Source organism: Lysobacter lycopersici, assembly GCF_007556775.1.
In the GTDB taxonomy this organism is placed as follows: Bacteria; Pseudomonadota; Gammaproteobacteria; order Xanthomonadales; family Xanthomonadaceae; genus Pseudoluteimonas; species Pseudoluteimonas lycopersici.
Map to the genome: position 1 here is coordinate 2,446,876 of NZ_CP041742.1, position 17,317 is coordinate 2,464,192.

15 protein-coding genes are annotated in these 17,317 nt (G+C 67.4%); 11 read left to right on the forward strand and 4 right to left on the reverse strand.

Translation table 11 applies throughout. The annotated features are described in order from the left end of the window. Nucleotides 1–334 precede the first annotated feature (334 nt). From FNZ56_RS12910 to FNZ56_RS12090, 7 genes are all read left to right on the forward strand, one after another. Nucleotides 335–679: a hypothetical protein gene (locus FNZ56_RS12910; protein WP_185970746.1), complete on the forward strand. Its 345-nt coding sequence runs from the start codon at nt 335–337 to the stop codon at nt 677–679. A 62-nt stretch (nt 680–741) separates the two neighbouring features. Further along, nucleotides 742–1,038 (forward strand): SdpI family protein, encoded by a 297-nt coding sequence (locus tag FNZ56_RS13080; RefSeq protein ID WP_185970747.1) that lies wholly within the window; start codon nt 742–744, stop codon nt 1,036–1,038. 83 nt (nt 1,039–1,121) lie between these two features. Further along, nucleotides 1,122–1,415: a hypothetical protein gene (locus FNZ56_RS12070; protein ID WP_143880073.1), complete on the forward strand. Its 294-nt coding sequence runs from the start codon at nt 1,122–1,124 to the stop codon at nt 1,413–1,415. A gap of 245 nt (nt 1,416–1,660) precedes the next feature. Then, nucleotides 1,661–1,885, forward strand: a complete 225-nt coding sequence (locus FNZ56_RS12075; protein WP_143880074.1) for a hypothetical protein — start codon at nt 1,661–1,663, stop codon at nt 1,883–1,885. Nucleotides 1,886–1,994: 109 nt separating this feature from the next. Then, nucleotides 1,995–2,378 carry a VOC family protein gene (locus tag FNZ56_RS12080; RefSeq protein WP_143880075.1) on the forward strand — a complete coding sequence of 128 codons (384 nt, stop codon included), beginning with the start codon at nt 1,995–1,997 and terminating at the stop codon, nt 2,376–2,378. 2 nt (nt 2,379–2,380) lie between these two features. Next, nucleotides 2,381–2,770, forward strand: a complete 390-nt coding sequence (locus tag FNZ56_RS12085; RefSeq protein WP_246064607.1) for a DUF4087 domain-containing protein — start codon at nt 2,381–2,383, stop codon at nt 2,768–2,770. Between the two features lie 60 nt (nt 2,771–2,830). Then, entirely contained in the window at nt 2,831–3,196 is a 366-nt protein-coding gene (locus FNZ56_RS12090) for a DUF1304 domain-containing protein (RefSeq protein WP_143880076.1), read from the forward strand. Between the two features lie 6 nt (nt 3,197–3,202). Here the strand turns inward: FNZ56_RS12090 and FNZ56_RS12095 are convergent, their stop codons facing one another. Then, nucleotides 3,203–3,715, reverse strand: a complete 513-nt coding sequence (locus FNZ56_RS12095) for a Dps family protein (RefSeq protein WP_143880077.1) — start codon at nt 3,713–3,715, stop codon at nt 3,203–3,205. A gap of 84 nt (nt 3,716–3,799) precedes the next feature. Here FNZ56_RS12095 and hrpA point away from each other — a divergent pair, with 84 nt between their 5' ends. After that, nucleotides 3,800–7,801 (forward strand): ATP-dependent RNA helicase HrpA, encoded by a 4,002-nt coding sequence (gene hrpA / locus FNZ56_RS12100; RefSeq protein WP_143880078.1) that lies wholly within the window; start codon nt 3,800–3,802, stop codon nt 7,799–7,801. Here hrpA and FNZ56_RS12105 read toward each other — a convergent pair whose 3' ends face one another. Next, nucleotides 7,802–8,284: a hypothetical protein gene (locus FNZ56_RS12105; protein WP_143880079.1), complete on the reverse strand. Its 483-nt coding sequence runs from the start codon at nt 8,282–8,284 to the stop codon at nt 7,802–7,804. It abuts the gene before it with no gap. Nucleotides 8,285–8,349: 65 nt separating this feature from the next. Between FNZ56_RS12105 and FNZ56_RS12110 the strand changes: the two genes are divergently transcribed. After that, on the forward strand, nt 8,350–10,431 hold the full coding sequence (locus tag FNZ56_RS12110; RefSeq protein WP_143880080.1) for a RelA/SpoT family protein: 2,082 nt from the start codon (nt 8,350–8,352) through the stop codon (nt 10,429–10,431). Between the two features lie 51 nt (nt 10,432–10,482). Beyond that, a complete protein-coding gene (locus tag FNZ56_RS12115; RefSeq protein WP_143880081.1) occupies nt 10,483–11,961 on the forward strand; it encodes a hypothetical protein in 1,479 nt (492 codons plus the stop codon). A gap of 140 nt (nt 11,962–12,101) precedes the next feature. Here the strand turns inward: FNZ56_RS12115 and FNZ56_RS12120 are convergent, their stop codons facing one another. Together FNZ56_RS12120 and FNZ56_RS12125 are read right to left on the reverse strand one after the other, a co-directional pair. Continuing rightward, nucleotides 12,102–12,581, reverse strand: coding sequence for a hypothetical protein (locus FNZ56_RS12120; protein ID WP_143880082.1), 480 nt, complete (start codon nt 12,579–12,581; stop codon nt 12,102–12,104). A 54-nt stretch (nt 12,582–12,635) separates the two neighbouring features. Further along, complete coding sequence (locus FNZ56_RS12125; protein ID WP_143880083.1) at nt 12,636–14,726, reverse strand: glycosyltransferase; 2,091 nt, start codon at nt 14,724–14,726, stop codon at nt 12,636–12,638. Between the two features lie 120 nt (nt 14,727–14,846). On the opposite strand from FNZ56_RS12125, the gene mrcB reads away from it, so the two are divergent. Continuing rightward, nucleotides 14,847–17,312, forward strand: coding sequence for a penicillin-binding protein 1B (mrcB, locus tag FNZ56_RS12130; protein ID WP_143880084.1), 2,466 nt, complete (start codon nt 14,847–14,849; stop codon nt 17,310–17,312). Nucleotides 17,313–17,317 lie beyond the last annotated feature (5 nt).

Here is a 17,317-nt window from a genome sequence, read left to right on the forward strand (position 1 = left end):
CAGGCCTTAGGCCTCACATCAGCAACCGGTGGAATTATGGGGAATGGCAATAACCAGATCTCTCGCGGGGTACTCGCCGCAATCAATGGGATAGCAATTATTTTTGCCTTCTTGTCGGGGATGTTCTGGCATCTCTCGACTGTCGGTAGCGAATCAGCACATCTTTCGTCAGTTTTGGCATCCGAGAATCGTTGGGCCGCTATTTGCGCCGCAATCTCTGCCGGCCTCTTCTTATTTGGTCTATTTAAGAAGTGAGGCCTAACAATTCATTCAAGCCGACACCGCTTCACGGCCCGGCTTAACTCAGGCGTTAGCCGTGCCAAACCCACTGTTCATGGCCAACACCGCGAATGAATCGCTTAAGGCGGCCCCTCTCGGTTGTGCCGTTTCGGCTCTTGGTGTGATTCTTATCTGGGCCTTCCGCGGTCTATCTCTTTCTACAGTAGCTATTAGTCCAATAGCAGGGATCCTGGCATTCGCTTTTATGCTTGCCTATTGGCGTACCAAAATCGCATGGTTCTGCGGAATGCCGTTTGTTGCGGTACTAGTGCCGTGCATTGTTGGCGGCGGTTTCTGGAACATCCTGTCAGGCATCCTGATAGCCTTATTCTTCCAGTACATGCCGCTATTGATGTTTGGCCGAGCACTTGTGAGCTGGACTTCTCGGGGGCGTGGCTAACAATTCGTTCAAGCCGAAGCCGCTTCGCGGGTCGGCTTAATTCAGGCGTTAGGCGGCATGGGATGAAACTATTCTTAGCGGTTGAAGCAACGGTGCTTTGCCTGGTTGGCCTCTCATTCATCCTGAAGCTTGTGCCTCGGAATCGGTGGCTTGGTGTAATCACCAGTCGGACGAAAGCTGATCCTGCGATTTGGTATCGCGCAAATCGCGAGTTCGGGATTGTCGTTCTTGCGATAGGTGTTTTGGCATGGGTTGCATTCGCTTTGCCGGCACTGCGCGTCAACCCCGTTGCATTCGCGGCGTTGTTTCTCGCTACGGCAACCGCTTTCTACACCGTCATCCGGCGCTATGCCGCCTAACAATTCGTTCAAGCCGACGCCGCTTCGCAGGTCGGCTTAACTCAGGCGTCAGGCCGCACAAAATCATGTCCGCAGTCAAAGCCATGAACCCGATCATCCGCACCACTCTCGGGGCGATCTACCTCGCCGCCACGATCGTCCTCGCGATCTGTGGCATCAGCCTATGGCGCACACACTGCGAAGGATTCGGCTGTACCGGAGTTGGAATCGCCTGGCTCGCTTGGTGCGTCATCTATGCAGTTGTATTCGGCTTTGGCTGCTTCAGCTACATCAAGCAATCAGGCCCGCTCAAGAAGACCATGCTTGTTGTTCTGGTATTGCAGGGACTTGGCGCCGTCTCGCTCGCCGCCTACTGGGCTTATCGCAGTGCGGCCTAACAATTCATTCAAGCCGAACCCGCTCCGTGGCGGCTCCGGGCGCTTCGCGTTACGCTGGCGCGCATCCCCGACGCCTTGCAGGCTTTCCCGATCCAGGCGCCATGCGTTCACCATTCGTGCTCGCCATCGCAATCCTCCTTTCCTCTTGCGCAAGCACGGGCGGCCCGGCCGCGATCCATGAAAAGTGCGGCGCTTCCCCGGGGCAATGGGCCTTGCTCGCGACGCCTCCCGAAGCGGAAGCCGGAATGCTGGCCGCGGCCGGGGTTTCGAACACGGGCAAAGGCGGAAAACTGCACTGGTTCGGATCCGACGACGGGCAAGTGATGCTCTGCCGCGTATCCAGCGACAACCGCACCAGCAACAGCCTGCTCGGCAGGGATTGTTTTTCCACGCGCTGGTTATTCTCCGAACGCGATGGCGCGTGGCAGCCGGAAGGCGAGGCGTCCACCGTCTTTTGCGGGAACGACTAGCGCGCACCGCAATCCATCCCGGCCGGGTTTCCGGCGTGGCGGCCCCGTGCGCTTGGCGCTAGGCTAGCCCGTGTCGCGGATCGCGCACGGCCACATTCGGGGAACCCACATGCAACGCGTCACCGGCATCGGCGGCATCTTCTTCAAGGCGAAGGATCCGAAGGCACTCGGCGCCTGGTATCGCGAGCATCTCGGCCTCGACGTCACCGACTGGGGCGGCGCGATCTTCCCGTGGGGCGGCGAGGGCAGCGAAGCGGGCATGACGATCTGGAGCCCGTTCGCGCAGGACACCGACAAGATGAAGCCGGGGTCCGCGTCCTTCATGATCAACTTCCGCGTCGCCGATCTCGACGCGCTGCTCGCCGCATTGCGCGCCGAAGGCTGCGAGGTGATGGACGAAACCGATACCGCGTCCGGATTCGGCAAATTCGGTTGGGTGATCGATCCGGAAGGCAACAAGGTCGAGCTGTGGGAACCGCCGGCGGGGCAGTGAGCGTGAACGCCCGTCGTCGTGTCTTGCTGGCCATCGGATTGCTTCCGCTCCTCGTCGCAGGCCTGCCCGCGCATGCGGCGGACGCGGATGGCGCGATGACCTTGTGCGGTTGGTTCGACAATCCGACGCCCGGCAATGCCTGGCTGACCGACCGCGACGGCGAATGGACCATCGGCACGCAGGGCGGGGAACAGGCCGAAGGCGACTGGCCGGATTTCGCGGCGAACCGTTGGGTGGAAACGAACGGCCCGCACGGGCATGGCTGCGCCTGCATGCGCGTGGTCGCGGATCGCGGGGAACGCGAAATCCGGCGCATCCTCGCCGCCTGGTCGCGGCCGCTGTCCGCCTGCCGGCAGGACAAGCACCTGCGCGGCAAGGAGCCGGGCCACTGACGGCCCGCGCACGCGCTAAGCTCCGGGTGGCATTGCGCAGGCTGGCGAATGGGGGAATCGATGCACGCACTCGACATTGCCGCGAACATCATCGTCGCCATCGTCGCGCTATTTCACGCATGGTTCCTGGTGCTGGAAATGTTCCTGTGGGACAAGCCCATCGGCATGCGCACGTTCCGGCTGACGCCCGAGCGCGCGCGCGACACGAAGGTGCTGGCCGCGAACCAGGGCCTGTACAACGGCTTCCTCGTCGCCGGCCTGCTGTGGGGCCTGTGGCTCAGCCCCGACGACCACGGCGTGCGCGCGTTCTTCCTCGGCTGCGTGGTCGTGGCCGGCGTGTTCGGCGCGATGACGGTCGGTCGCCGCATCCTGTACGTGCAGGCCTTGCCCGCGCTGGTCGGGCTTGCGTTGCTGCTGTTGCGCTGATCCGGATTACTGCAGCAGCGAGCGCAGCATCCACGCGTTCTTCTCGTGGATGTTGAGGCGTTGGGTCATCAGGTCCACGCTGGGATCGTCGCCGGCCTTGTCCGCGGTCGCGAGCACCTTGCGCGCGGTACGGCACACCGCCTCGTTGCCTTCGACCAGTTGCGTCACCATCGCCTTCCATTCCGGCGCATCGACGCCGGCCTGTTCCCGGATCGAGGACAGCCTGGCGAATTCGGCGTAGGAACCGGGCGCGTTGAAGCCCAGCGCGCGGATGCGTTCGGCGATCTGGTCCAGCGCGGTCCACTGTTCGTTGTACTGGTCCATGAACATCAGGTGCAGCGAATTGAACATCGGCCCGGTCACGTTCCAGTGGAAGTTGTGGGTCTTGAGGTAGAGCGTGTAGCTGTCGGCGAGGAAGCGCGACAGGCCCTCGGCCACCTTCGCGCGGTCGCCGGCCTTGATGCCGATGTCGACGGCGGGGGCGGATTTCGATGCGGAAGCGGGTTTCCTGCTGGCCATGCGGGTCTCCTCGAGGTGGCTTTGCGGCGACAATAACCGCCCGCGGCCCGTCCGTGAAATGCAACATAGCGAACCCAGCGATTCATGCGACCTATCGAAGCCGCCGCCGCCTCGCCGCAGCGGGCACGACGCGCCATCGACGGCGCGCTGTGCCGCGATCGCGGCCGCCTGCTCGGCCTGTGGGCCAAGTGGAACGCGAAACCGGGCGATGCCGCGTTGCGCGAGGCGTTCGCCGCGAAATTGCAGGTTTCCATCGCCGAACGCGAACGCCGCGCCGCCGCGTTGCCGACCGCGAGCATCGAAGAAACGCTGCCCATTGCCGCGCATGCCGACGAACTGGTCGAGCTGATCCGCAAGCATCAGGTCGTGGTCGTCGCCGGCGAGACCGGCAGCGGCAAGACCACGCAATTGCCCAAGCTGTGCCTGCTCGCCGGTCGCGGCGCCGCGGGCATGGTCGGCTGCACGCAACCGCGGCGGATCGCCGCGCGGTCGGTGGCGCGGCGCGTGGCCGAGGAACTGCAGGTTCCGTTCGGTGGCGCGGTCGGCTACCAGGTGCGCTTCAACGATGCGGTATCCGAGCAAACCGCGATCAAGTTCATGACCGACGGCATCCTGCTCGCGGAGATCCAGAACGACCGCTGGCTGTCGAAGTACGACACCATCATCGTCGACGAGGCGCACGAGCGCAGCCTCAACATCGATTTCCTGCTCGGCTACCTGCGGCAACTGCTGCCGAAGCGCCCGGACCTGAAGTTGATCGTGACCTCGGCGACCATCGACACCGAACGCTTCGCCGCGCATTTCGGCGATGCGCCGGTGGTGAACGTGGAGGGGCGCGGCTATCCGGTCGAAGTGCGATATCGCCCACTCGAGGGAGAAGGCGAAGACGCTGGCGAACGCACGATCCTCGATGGCATCGTCGCCGCCTGCGATGAAATCCAGCGGGACCGCGGCATCGGCGACACCCTGATCTTCCTGCCTGGCGAACGCGAGATCCGCGACGCGCACCAGGCGCTGGAACGGCGCAAGTACCGCCACATCGAAGTGCTGCCGCTGTACGCGCGGCTGTCCGCGCGCGACCAGGACCGCGTGTTCCATCCCGGCCCGCAGCGACGCATCGTGCTCGCGACCAATGTCGCCGAAACCTCGCTGACGGTGCCGCGCATCCACTACGTGGTCGATCCGGGCGTGGCGCGGGTCAAGCGCTACAGTCCGCGGCAGAAACTCGATCGCCTCCACATCGAGGAGGTGTCGCAGGCCAGCGCCAACCAGCGTGCCGGTCGTTGCGGGCGCATCGCGCCGGGCACCTGCATCCGCCTGTATTCGGAAGCCGATTTCCTCGCGCGCCCGGAATTTACCGACCCGGAAATCCGCCGCGCCGCGCTGGCCGGCGTGATCCTGCGCATGCTCTCGCTCGGGCTGGGCGAGATCGAGAAATTCCCGTTCCTCGAACCGCCGGATCCGCGCGCGGTCGCCGACGGCTGGCAGCAGTTGAACGAACTTGGTGCGGTCGACGCACAGCGCAAGCTCATCGCCATTGGCCGCACCATGGCGAAACTGCCGGTCGACGTGAAGCTGGCGCGCATGCTGGTCGCGGCGAACGCGCATGGCGTGCTGCGCGAGATGCTGGTGGTCGCCAGCTTCCTCGGCATCGCGGATCCGCGCGAGCGCCCGGCCGACGCGCGTGCCGCCGCCGATGCCGCGCATGCGCAGTTCGCCGACGCGAAGTCGGAGTTCGTCGGCATCCTCAAGTTGTGGAATGCGTATCGCGACGCGCACGAGGAGCTGACCCAGTCGCAGCTGCGCAAGTGGGCGGACAGGAACTTCCTCGGCTTCCTGCGCCTGCGCGAGTGGCGGGAACTGCATCGGCAGTTGAAGTTGCAGTGCGAGGAGTTGGGGTGGTCGGGTGATGCTCTTGTGGTAGGGGCTTCAGCCCCGACCCGGGAAAAGCGAAGTGCGCCTGGCCCGAAGCGAGGCACGAATCGGGAATATGCGATCGGGGCTGAAGCCCCTCCCACAGGGGAGGGTAAGGACTACGTTTCGCTCCACCGCGCCCTCATCGCCGGCTTGCCGACCCAGATCGGTCATCGCGGAGACAAGGGCGTGTACGACGGTCCGCGCGGGCGCAAGTTCCAGTTGTTCCCCGGTTCGAAACTCGCATCGAAGCCGCCGCCATGGGTGCTGTCGGCGACATTGCTCGATACCGAGAAAGTCTGGGCGATCACCAATGCCGGCATCGAACCGGACTGGGCCATCGCCGAATTGCCGCACCTGCTCGCGCGCCGGCACCACGATCCGCACTGGTCGCGGTCGCAGGGTCGCGTGCTCGGCAGCGAACAGATCTCGCTGTTCGGCCTCGTGCTCGCACCGAAGAAGCCGGTGCACTACGGCGCGCTGTTCCCGGAGGAAAGCCGCGGCATCTTCGTGCGCGAGGCGCTGTTGACCGGCGCGATCAATACCCGCAGCGTCTTCCTGCAACGCAACCTGCACGCGCTGGAGCTGGCGAAGGAAGAGGAGGCGAAGCTGCGCCGCATCGGCCTAGTCGTCGACGAGGATTGGCAGGCGCGCTGGTACCTCGACCGCCTGCCGGCACACGTGCACAACGCGCAGGCGCTGGATGCGTGGTACGGAAAGTTGTCGAAGGACGAAAAGGCCGCGCTGGAGTGGAGCCGCGACGATCTGCTCGTCGCCGACCAGAGCGATGCCGCGCGTTTCCCCGCGTTCATCGCGCTGGGCGATGTGCGCCTCGCGGTGCGCTACCGCTTCGAGCCCGGGGCGGTCGACGACGGCATGACCGTGGTCGTGCCGCTGCACCTGCTCAATGCACTCGACGCGGCGCGGCTGTCGTGGCTGGCACCGGGCTTCGTCGAGGACAAGGCGATCGCGTTGATCAAGTCCTTGCCGAAGGCCTTGCGCCGCAACTTCGTGCCGGCGCCGGATTTCGCGCGTGCGTTTGCCGAAGCGCATTCGAGTCCGGAGGCCGACAGCATCGAAGGCGCGCTCGGCCGATTCCTGAAAAAGCTGTCCGGCGTCGAAGTCGGAACCGTCGATTTCGATCCGGCCGGTATCGAGCCGCACTTGCGGGCGAATTTGCGCCTGCAGGATGCGGACGGAAAATCCGTCCTCGCCGAGTCCCGCGACCTCGACGAACTGCGCGGGCGTTTCGGCAAGCGCGCCGCCGAGGCGTTCGCGAAGCATGCGGCGCAGGGCATGGCGAGGGCGGGGATCACGGTATTTCCCGATGCGCCGATTCCGCAGTCCGTACCCGGTGCGGGTGGCGTGCCGGCGTATCCGGCGCTGCAGGACGATGGCGATTCCGCGTCGCTGGTGGTCCACGCGCAGCGCGAGGTCGCCGAACGCCTGCATCCGCGCGGCGTGCGCCGGCTGCTTGCCATCGCACTGGCGGAGAAGATGAAGCAGGCGCGCAAGCAGTTGCCGGTGCAACCGAAGATTTCCCTGCTATATGCGGCGATCGAGTCGGCGAATCCACGCGTCGATGGCTTGAAGGACGCCGACCGCCTGCGCTCGGACCTGGTCGACGGCGCGTTCGCCGCGCTCGCGGACGCGGGCCTGCTCGAAGTCCGCGACGTCGACGCCTTCGCGCAACGACGAGACGCGATTTCGAAACACCTGTTCGCCGAAGCGATGCGCCGGTTGCAGCAGGCGGAAACCATCCTCGGCCTCGTCGCCGAAATACGCGCGAAGCTGGAAGCCAAGTTGGTCGGTTGGGCCAGCGGCAACCTCGACGACATGCGTTCGCAACTCGAGGCGCTGGCGCATCCGGGATTCCTGCGCGACGTGCCGGTCGAGGCGCTGGCCGAATACCCGCGCTGGCTCAAGGCGCTGTCCTTGCGCGCCGAACGCGCGCAACGCGATCCGGCCAGGGATCAGCAGCGCATGCTGGAGCTGGCGCCGTTCGTCGACGCGCTGGCAAACGCGGATCCCGCCGACGCCGAGACGCAGGCGCTGCGCTGGGAACTGGAGGAACTGCGCGTGCAGCTGTTCGCGCAGGAACTCGGCGCGAAGGGCGGGGTGTCGCCGAAGAAACTGGCGCAGCGCGTGCAGCGGCTGCGCCGTATCGCCTGATTACTTGACGCGCTTGACCTGGGCCTGGCTGTGGTACTTGCCCACGGACATGTACCAGGAATTGCCGACCATCGCGGGCTTGATCCGCACTTCCGGGTTGGTCAGGCGCACGCCGGACAGTTCGGCATCGTCGATCTGCACCCACTCCTGGCCGTTGTCGAGCGTGTAGTGCCGGCCCTTGGCGAAGCTGCGGAATTCGCCGACGAGGTGGCCGACGATGGGCTCGTCGCTGTTGAAATGGAAGAAGCCGCGATCCTCGTCCTCGATCTTCTTCTTGGTCTCCACCGCGGCCTTGGTGGTCTCGGTTTCCAGCGTATGGTTCAGCCAGGCGTTGAGGTTGGCCAGTTCCTGCGGGCTGAGCTTGTCGAGGCCGGCGGCCTTGAATTCCTCCGGCGTCATCTGCGTTTCGACCGCGGCCTGCGCGAAGGCGCCGCCGCAGGCGAACAGGAGTGCGAGGGCGAGGCTGGCGCGAAGAAGTTTCATTCGGGGTGTCCTTCGGCAGGGTGCGCCGGTAGTGTAGCCATTCCCGCCTCCCCCGAAATGCCGGCGTGAACGCTTCCGCCCCGAAATCCGCACCCGCCGTCGGGCCATTGCCGGCCCTGCTGGCCGAGGCCGCGCGCCTGCCGGAGCAGGACGCCGCGTTGCTCGACGATGCGCTGGCGTCGCTGCGCGCGTTGGGCAGCGACGAGGACGCGTTGCTCGCGACCGCGCTGCACGCGTTGGGCGACGCCGTGCCCGAAGCGCAACGCGCGGCGATCCTGCGCGCGCATCCGGGTGTCGCGGCGCTGCTGGAAGGGCAGGACGCCGCCGCGCAGGTCTGGGCGCTGCATGCGGAAGCCGGTTCCGCGCGCAACCAGGAAGGCCTGCGCCGGCTGCTGCTGGCGATGGTGCAGGACCTGCGCGTGGTGCCGATCCTGCTCGCGCTGCAGCTGGCGCGGATGCGGCGGATGGATGCGTTCGATCCCGCGCAGCGGCAGGCGATGGCGCGGCTCACCCGCGACCTGCACGCGCCGCTGGCCAACCGCCTCGGCATCTGGCAGTTGAAGTGGGAACTGGAAGACCTCGCGTTCCGCGCGCTGGAACCCGACACCTACCAGCGCATCGCGCGCCTGCTCGACGACAACCGCGGCGGGCGCGAGCGCTACATCGCGCAGGTGCGCGCCGAACTCGCGGCATCGCTGGCCGCGCACGACATCGCCGCCGAGGTCGCCGGGCGGCCGAAGCACATCTACAGCATCTGGCGGAAGATGCAGAAGAAGGGCGTTCCGATCGGCGAACTCTACGACCTGCGTGCGCTGCGGGTGCTGGTCGACGACGTGGCCGCCTGCTACGCCGCGCTCGGCGTGGTACATGCGCTGTGGACGCCGGTACCGGGCGAATTCGACGACTACATCGCCCGCCCGAAGCGCAACGACTACCGTTCGCTGCATACCGCGGTGCTCGGGCCCGCGGGAAAAACCGTCGAAGTGCAGATCCGCACCCGCGAGATGCACCGCCAGGCCGAACTCGGCGTGGCCGCGCACTGGCGCTACAAGGAAGGCCGCGCCGGCAACGACGCCGCGTTTTCGCGGCGGATCGAATGGATGCGCCAGTTGCTCGAAGCCGGCGCCGACGGCGTGCAGGGCGGCTTCGAAAGCGAACTCGCCGAAGACCGCGTGTACGCGCTCACGCCCAAGGGCGAAGTCGTCGACCTGCCCGCGGGCGCGACCCCGCTCGATTTCGCCTACCACGTGCACACCGAGGTCGGGCATCGCTGCAACGGCGCCAAGGTCAACGGCCGCATCGTGCCGCTGCAGACGCAACTGCGCAGCGGCGACCGCGTCGAGATCCTGACCGCGAAGCTCGCCGCGCCGCGCCGCGACTGGCTGGTCGTCGCGAACGGCTTCCTCGCCAGCCCGCGTTCGCGCGAGAAGGTGCGCGGCTGGTTCCACAAGCTCGACCGCGCGCGCAACGTGCAGGACGGGCGCGAACTGCTGGAAAAGGAATTGCGCCGGCTCGGCCTGCTGCAGCACGACCTCGCGCCGGTGCTGTCGCGCTTCAACGTCGCCGCGGTCGACGAGTTGCAGGTGCTGGTCGCGCTTGGCGATGTCGGGCCCTCGCAGGTCTCGCGCGCGTTGCTCGACCTCGAACGCGCGCCGGAACCGGAAACGCCCGCGCTGCGACAGCCGCGGCGCGTGGCCAAGGCGAAGCCGGCATCGCTCACCGTGGTCGGCGTCGACAATCTCATGGTGCAGGTCGCGCGCTGCTGCCAGCCGCTGCCGGGCGAAGCGATTTCCGGCTACCTGACCCGCGGCCGCGGCGTCAGCGTGCATCGCGCCGATTGCCCGGCCTTGCTGCGGCTCGCGGCGAAACAGCCGCAACGCCTGCTGCCGGTGGAGTGGGGCAGCGCCGCCGGCGCGCAGGAAGTCGCAGTCACCGTCGAGGGCGTGGATCGCAAGGCCCTGCTCAAGGACCTCACCGACACCATCGCCCAGGCCGACGCCCACGTCGGCGACCTGCATGCGGAAACCCTGCGTGGCGGCCGCGTGCGCATCCGCATCCGCCTGCGCGTGCCGGGCTTCGAGGAACTCTCGCGCCTGCTCGGAAAACTCGAGCGCCTGCCTGGGGTGGAACGCGCGCGCCGCGGCTGATTCGGTGCGAAACCTCACGCCGGCCACGCACGGGATGCGTATTCTTCGCCCATGGCATCGGCAGGCGCGGACTGGCGGATCTGGGCGCAACGCGCAACGGCGCTCGCGCTTTGGCTGCTGCTGGCGTTGCCGCTGCTGCGGGTCGCCGCGCTCGACCGGCTGTGGCCGCAGGACCAGGTGCTCACCCTGCTCGAACACGCGCAGGACGCGCTCGACGCCGGCCGCCTGACCGCCGTCGACGGCAGCGGCGCGCGCGAGTTGTACACCGCGGCGATCGCGATGGATCCCGACCGTGGCGAGGCACGCGAAGGCCTGGCCCGGGTCGCGCTGGCGGCCGCGGCGCAGGCGCGCGACGCGACTTCGCGCAACCGCTTCGACCAAGCGCGGCGCATGCTCGACCTTGCGCGCGAACTCGACGCACCGCGCGCTGCGGTCGAGCCCGTGGCCGATGCGCTGCGCAAGCGCGAAGCCTCGCGCCTCGGCATCGACACGATGCTGCGGAACGCGGCTGCGGCGCGGGTTGCGGGAAACCTCGACGGCGCGCCAGATGCCGCGCTGCCGCTGTATGCGAAGGTGCTTTCGCTGCAGCCGGAACGCACCGATGCCATCGAAGGACGCGAAGACGCACTCGCCGACCTGCTGCAGCGCGCGCGCGCCGAACTCGATGCCGGCAAGCTCGCCGATGCCGCGGCGCTCATTTCCACCGCGCGCGGTTACGACGCCGGGCACGTCGACCTGCCGGAAACCGAGGCCGCGTTCGCACGTTCGCGCGATGCGCTGCAATCGCGCGCCGATGCGGCGTTGCGGCGCGGGAAACTCGTCGACGCCGAGCGCGATTACCGGCAACTCGCGGCCCTGCCGGACGCGCCGGCATCGGCGAAGCAGGGCCTGCACGAGGTGGCGCTGGCGCAGGTGCGCAATGCGGAAAAGGCCAGCGCGGATTTCCATTTCGACCGGGCGGCTGCGGCACTGGATCGCGCACGGGCCATCGATCCGGCGACGCCGGGCCTGCGCGAAGCGCGCGCCCACCTCGCGCGGGCACGCGTGGCGCAACGCGAATTGCGCCCGGCGCCGGTCGGCGCGAAGCGGCAGCGCGAAGTCCAGCAGTTGCTTGCGCAAGCGGCGGCGGCCGAAGCGCGCGGCGACCTGCTCACGCCGCCGGGTGACAGCGCCTTCGACCGCCTGCGCGTGGCGCGTTCGCTCGCGCCGGACGACAAGGCGGTGATCGCGGCTTCGAAGCGGTTGTTGCCGGCGGCGTGGCAGTGCCAGCGCACGCAGTTGCAGGCGAACAGCCTCGCGCGTTCGCGCAGTTGCCTGGACGCGGCGGCGGCGCTGGGCGCGGATCGTTCAGAAGTGAATCGCGCGCGGCGCGCGTTGGCGTTGCGCTGGGTCGACGTGGGCGAGGAGCGCCTGCGTGGCGGCGACGTGGATTCGGCGGGGCAGGCGGTGGAGGAAGCGCGGCGGCTGGATGCGTCGGTGCCGGGCATCGCGGAATTGCAGGAACGGGTACGGGTTGCGGCGAGGCCGTGATCTTGTTTTGAAACGCAATCGTCAGGTCGAAGCGGGAAACCAGTAGGGCGCATTAGCCGAAGGCGTAATGCGCCGGAATCGTGGTTCGAAATCAATGTGGCGCAATGCGCTGCGCTTATTGCGCCCTGCATTACTGCGTCTCAGTCGACGGGCCAGTCCCAACGAATGGAGACGACGCGGTCGCCAGCAATGCCGAATGTCACCGAGTCTTCGCTCTCCGGCGCGGAGTAAACCATGCTGTCATCGGTCCTCGATGAAGGCTCGCCGAGCTTGGTGACCAACGGTGCGACCGACTGGCCGATATCCATGTAACGAGGCAGCAGGTGGTTAGGCCGAGTCACTTGAAGACTCATCGTCAACCCGCCGGGATCGGCCGCCGCGGTGGAGACGTAGGTCTTCACCGAGAGCCCTCCACAAGTCCTCGTTTCGATTCGATCCACAAGATTAGGCACGTGTGGATTGGAGATCGAATCGACCGCTACTTCGGCGCTTGCAAGGCAAGCACTGGCCAATAGCGGTTTGGAAGCGGCCTGGAGGGAAGAGAAATCTTCCATCGGCATTGACCTACATCCGACAAGGCAGATACCCAGGGCAAAAAGCGCGGTGCCAGTGGACTTCATGGGGCTGACACCATGCATTCGGTTATTTCTAACTCTACGCCGAAACTTCGTTCGCTAACCAAAAAAAACCCTCCGAACCGTCTCCCGCGCCGCATCCAGCGAAAAATGCTCGGCGACGTTGCGCATGCCGTTCCGCGCCAGCGTGTTCCACAGCGCCTCGTCCCGGTACAGCGCGACGACCGCATCGGCGAATCCTTGCGCATCGTCGGCGACCAGCACGTCGCGGCCGGGTTCGAGGTGCATGCCCTCGACCGCGCATGAAGTCGCCACCACCGGCTGGCCGTGGGCCATGCTCAGGTTGACCTTGCCCTTCACCCCCGCGCCATAGCGCAGCGGCGCGAGGCCGATGCGGCAGCCGTCCATGTACGGCGAAATGTCCGGCACGTGGCCGTGCACCACCACGCCCGGATACGCGGACAGCGCTTCGATTTCCGCAGTAACGTGGCTGCCAATGCAGTGGAAACGCACGTCCGCAAGTCGCGAGCGGATGTTCGGGAACACGTCCTCCACGAACCAGCGCACCGCGTCCACGTTCGGCGGATGGCGTAAACCGCCGACGAACACCAGGTCCTTGCGCGCGGCGAAGCTTCCGCCCGGCCCGGCGAGCTGGTGCAGGTTGCTCAACACTTCGACTCGCGCATTCGGCGCATCGGTCGCGAGCAGGGCGCGTTCGGCTTCGCTGACGACCAGGGTCACGTCGCTGCGGGCGATCAGGTCGAGTTCGCGCGCCTTTGTCGCCTCGGACGTGCGCAGCAGCGCCGCGTCGCCGGAAACTTCCGCACCGCGGCGTTCGCGCAGGTAATGCAGGTCCACGGTGTCGAACACGATCCGCGCTTGCGGTGCATGCTTGCGCAGTAGCGGCAGGAATTCGCGCAGCACGTAATGCCGGCACACGACGATCGTGTCGAAGCGATGGCCGTGTTCGCGCAGCCATGCCGGCGCGCGTTTTCCGAACGGCGCGTACCAGCATTCGACGCCGGATTCCTGCAAGGCTTCGGTGTAGCGGCCGGCGTGTTCGCGGTTCGCCGGCAGGAATGCGACATGCGCGCCGCCTTCGCGCAGCAGTTGCATCAGGTTGACGAGGCGCAGCGAACCGGAATCGTGGTCCGGCTGCGGCGTCAGCGCATCGATGATGAGGATCTGTCGCTGGCCGCGGTGCAGGATCGCCGGTGTCGGAATCGTGCCGGGCGCGGGCTGCGCCGCGAGTTGCGCCGCGCGGTGTTCGCGGAACACGGACTGATTGCGCACCTGCGCGGCCTTGGGGCCGACGCGAACGTCGGTGCCGGCGGTGCCGCCTTCGTCGTGCACCACTTTCGCGGCCGGTTGCACCAGCACGCGCAATCCGGCCTCGCGCACGGCGAAGGCGAGGTCGGTGTCTTCGTAATAGGCCGGCGCATAGCGCGGGTCGAAACCGCCGAGGCACGCGAACAGCTCGCGCCGGATCGCGATCGCCGCGCCGCTCACGTAATCCGCATCGCGCGAATACGCGAAGCGCGGATCGCCGGGCAATTCGCCACGACCGTAGTTCCAGCCGCTGCCGTCGGCGAAGACCACGCCGCCGGATTCCTGCAAGCTGCCGTCCGGAAACATCAATTGCGCACCGACGAGGCCGGCATCCGGTACCTCGTCGAACGTGCGCAGCAGCGCGTCCAGCCAGCCCGGCTGCGGCACGGTGTCGTTGTTGAGGAAAACCAGGAATTCTTCGCCGCGCGCCAGTGCCGCGCCGTCGTTGCAGGCGGCGATGAAACCGCCGTTCCCCGCGCGCCGGTGATAACGCAGTCCTGGAATCGCGGTGCAATACGCGTCGGTGCCGTCGCTGGAACCGTCATCGACGACGATCACTTCGAAATCCACCGCATGCGCCTGCGCCGCCAGCGCCTGCAGGCAGCGCCGGGTGTGGTGCAGCTGGTCGAACACCGGGATCACGATGCTCGCGCGCGGGTTCGACGACGTCGCGAACGCGGGCGCAATGTCCGCGGGCGGCATCCACGGCGGCGACGAGGGCACTGCGCCGCGTGCGAACTGCGCGCGCAACCGCGCGAGGCTGGCACGCATGCCACGGGTGCGCAGGCTGATCCAGCCGCGCCGCGCCAGGCCCAGCGCGCGGTCGGCGAGGAAGCGCGCATCGGCCATGAACGGGGACATGCTGCAGGCGGACTCCGGGACAAGGGCGGGGCGGCACTGCGCTAGACTCGCGGCGATCCGCCCGGTGCGGCCATTGTCGCATCCCCCGTACGCCCGCCGACAGGCGCCAAACGCCAGCACATGCCGCGCATCGAATACGACGACGAAGACGATTTCGACGACCTCCACGAGAATGGCCCCGGCCTGTGGCAGCGGCTGGCGACATGGGGGCTGGCCGCGGCCGCGATCGGGCTCGGTTTCCTGATTCCCTACACGCTGTACCTGAACCACCAGGTCGGCGCGCGTTTCGGCCAGTTGCAATGGCAATTGCCGACGCGCGTGTACGCGCGGCCGCTGGCGCTTTCGCCGGGGCTGGCGATGGATGCGCAGACGCTGAAGACCGAACTCGATGCGGCTTCGTACCGCGACGACGGCGCCGGCGTGCGCCCCGGCACCTATGCGCGCGACGGCGGCCGCTGGCTGATCGCGAGCCGCGGCTTCAACGACGTCACCGGTCCGGTCGGCCCGAGCCGCATCCAGGTGCAGCTCGGCGATGGCCGCGTGTCCGGGGTGCGCGACCTGATGGGCAAGCGCGACGTGCGCAGTGCCAGGCTCGATCCGGCGCGGATCGCGACCCTGTACGGGCAGAAGCAGGAAGAACGCCGGCTGGTGCGGATCGAGGAAGTGCCGGAACTGCTGGTCACCGGCCTGCAGGCGGTGGAGGACAAGGATTTCGCCCACCACCACGGCATCGACCTCAGCGGCATGCTGCGCGCGGCGTGGGTGACGGTGCGTTCGCACGGCGAATCCATGCAGGGCGGCAGCACGCTCACGCAGCAACTGGCGCGCAGCGGCCTGCTCGGCATCGGTCGCGAGCAGACGATCACGCGCAAGTTCAACGAAATCCTGTACGCGCTGCTGATCGAGGCGCGCTACGACAAGCGCACCATCCTTGAGACATACCTCAACCAGGTCTATCTCGGACAGCGCGGCGCGCAGGCGATCCGCGGCGTGGCCGCGGCCTCCGATTACTGGTTCGGGCGCGACCTGCGCGACCTCGACACCGAGCAGATCGCGCTGCTGATCGGCATGGTGCGCGGTCCGTCCTACTACGACGCGCGGCGCAACCCGGAGCGCGCGCTGGAACGGCGCGACTTCGTGCTCGGGAAGATGCGCAATTCGAAACTGATCACCGACGCCGAATACGCGCGCGCGCTGAAGAAGCCGCTGGGCGTGACCGATGCGCCGGGCAGCACCGCCGCGAATCGCTTCCCGGCCTATGTCGACCTCGTCCGCCGGCAGCTCGCGCACGACTATCCGGCCGACGCGCTGCAGGGCGCGGGGCTCAGCGTGATGACGGGAATGTCGCCGTCCGCGCAGGCCTATGCCGAAGGCGCGGTGACGCGCACGCTCAAGTCCATCGGCAGCGCCAAGCGCCCGCCGCTGCAGGCAGGCCTGGTGCTGACCGACGTGCACGACGGCGAAGTGCGCGCGGTGGTCGGTAGCCGCGTGTTCTCCGAACCGGGCTTCAACCGCGCGGTGGAAGCGCAGCGTCCGGTCGGTTCGCTGCTGAAGCCCTTCGTGTACCTGCTCGCGCTGGCGCAGCCCGGGCGCTGGTCGCTGGCGAGCTACGTCGACGACGGCCCGGTCACGATCACGCTCGACAACGGCAAGCGCTGGTCGCCGGACAATTCCGACGGGCGCAGCCACGGCAACGTGCGCCTGCTCGACGCGCTGGCGCAGTCGATGAACCGCGCGACCGTGCGCGTCGGCATGCAGGTGAAGCCGGAACGCCTGGCCGACCTGATCCACACGCTCGCCGGCATCGATGCGACCAGCAATCCCTCGCTGATCCTCGGCGCGGTCGACGAAAGCCCGTACGCGATGGCGCAGCTGTACCAGTTCCTCGCTTCCGGCGGCGAAATCCAGCCGCTGCACGCGGTGCGCGGCGTGCTCGATCGCAACGGCAAGACGGTGAACCGCTACGACAAGGCACCGGCGCCGGCGCAGGCGGGCGATGCCATCGCCGCGCGCATCGTCACCTCCGCACTGCAGTACGCGGTGACGTCGGGCACCGGGCGCCAGCTCGTCGCCGACGGCCTCGGACGATTGAAGCCCGCGGGCAAGACCGGCACCAGCAACGACAGCCGCGACAGCTGGTTCGCCGGCTGGACCGGCGACCATCTCGCGGTGATCTGGGTCGGCAACGACCAGAACCAGCCGACCGGCCTGTACGGCGCGACCGGCGCGATGCGGGTGTGGTCGGGGATCTTCTCGCGCCTGCCGAGCGCGTCGCTGGACGTCTCGAACAAGGGACTGGACTGGCAGTGGATCGAAGGCTCGCACGGCACCGATGCCGGCTGCCCGGGCGCGCGTCGCATTCCCTTCGTCGCCGGCTTCGCACCCGCCTACCAGCCCTGTGTGTACGCGCCGCCGGCGGATGCCATCGACCCGAACGATCCGAACGCGCCACAGCAAGGTTTCGGCCAGGCAGTGCGCGAGGGCTTCCGCCAGATCTTCGGCCTCGACGATCCGGCCAAGCGCGCTCCGCAACCGCAGCAGCCGCAACCGCAGCAGCCGGCGCAGCAACCGCCGCCGTCGCCCTGATCGCG

Excerpts from the sequence above, each read along its gene's own strand:
- FNZ56_RS12910 (WP_185970746.1), top strand. The coding sequence starts at position 335 with ATGGCCAACACCGCGAATGAATCGCTTAAGGCGGCCCCTCTCGGTTGT.
- FNZ56_RS13080 (WP_185970747.1), top strand. The coding sequence starts at position 742 with ATGAAACTATTCTTAGCGGTTGAAGCAACGGTGCTTTGCCTGGTTGGC.
- FNZ56_RS12070 (WP_143880073.1), top strand. The coding sequence starts at position 1,122 with ATGAACCCGATCATCCGCACCACTCTCGGGGCGATCTACCTCGCCGCC.
- FNZ56_RS12075 (WP_143880074.1), top strand. The coding sequence starts at position 1,661 with ATGCTGGCCGCGGCCGGGGTTTCGAACACGGGCAAAGGCGGAAAACTG.
- FNZ56_RS12080 (WP_143880075.1), top strand. The coding sequence starts at position 1,995 with ATGCAACGCGTCACCGGCATCGGCGGCATCTTCTTCAAGGCGAAGGAT.
- FNZ56_RS12090 (WP_143880076.1), top strand. The coding sequence starts at position 2,831 with ATGCACGCACTCGACATTGCCGCGAACATCATCGTCGCCATCGTCGCG.
- FNZ56_RS12095 (WP_143880077.1), bottom strand. The coding sequence starts at position 3,715 with ATGGCCAGCAGGAAACCCGCTTCCGCATCGAAATCCGCCCCCGCCGTC.
- hrpA (WP_143880078.1), top strand. The coding sequence starts at position 3,800 with ATGCGACCTATCGAAGCCGCCGCCGCCTCGCCGCAGCGGGCACGACGC.
- FNZ56_RS12105 (WP_143880079.1), bottom strand. The coding sequence starts at position 8,284 with ATGAAACTTCTTCGCGCCAGCCTCGCCCTCGCACTCCTGTTCGCCTGC.
- FNZ56_RS12115 (WP_143880081.1), top strand. The coding sequence starts at position 10,483 with ATGGCATCGGCAGGCGCGGACTGGCGGATCTGGGCGCAACGCGCAACG.
- FNZ56_RS12120 (WP_143880082.1), bottom strand. The coding sequence starts at position 12,581 with ATGAAGTCCACTGGCACCGCGCTTTTTGCCCTGGGTATCTGCCTTGTC.
- FNZ56_RS12125 (WP_143880083.1), bottom strand. The coding sequence starts at position 14,726 with ATGTCCCCGTTCATGGCCGATGCGCGCTTCCTCGCCGACCGCGCGCTG.
- mrcB (WP_143880084.1), top strand. The coding sequence starts at position 14,847 with ATGCCGCGCATCGAATACGACGACGAAGACGATTTCGACGACCTCCAC.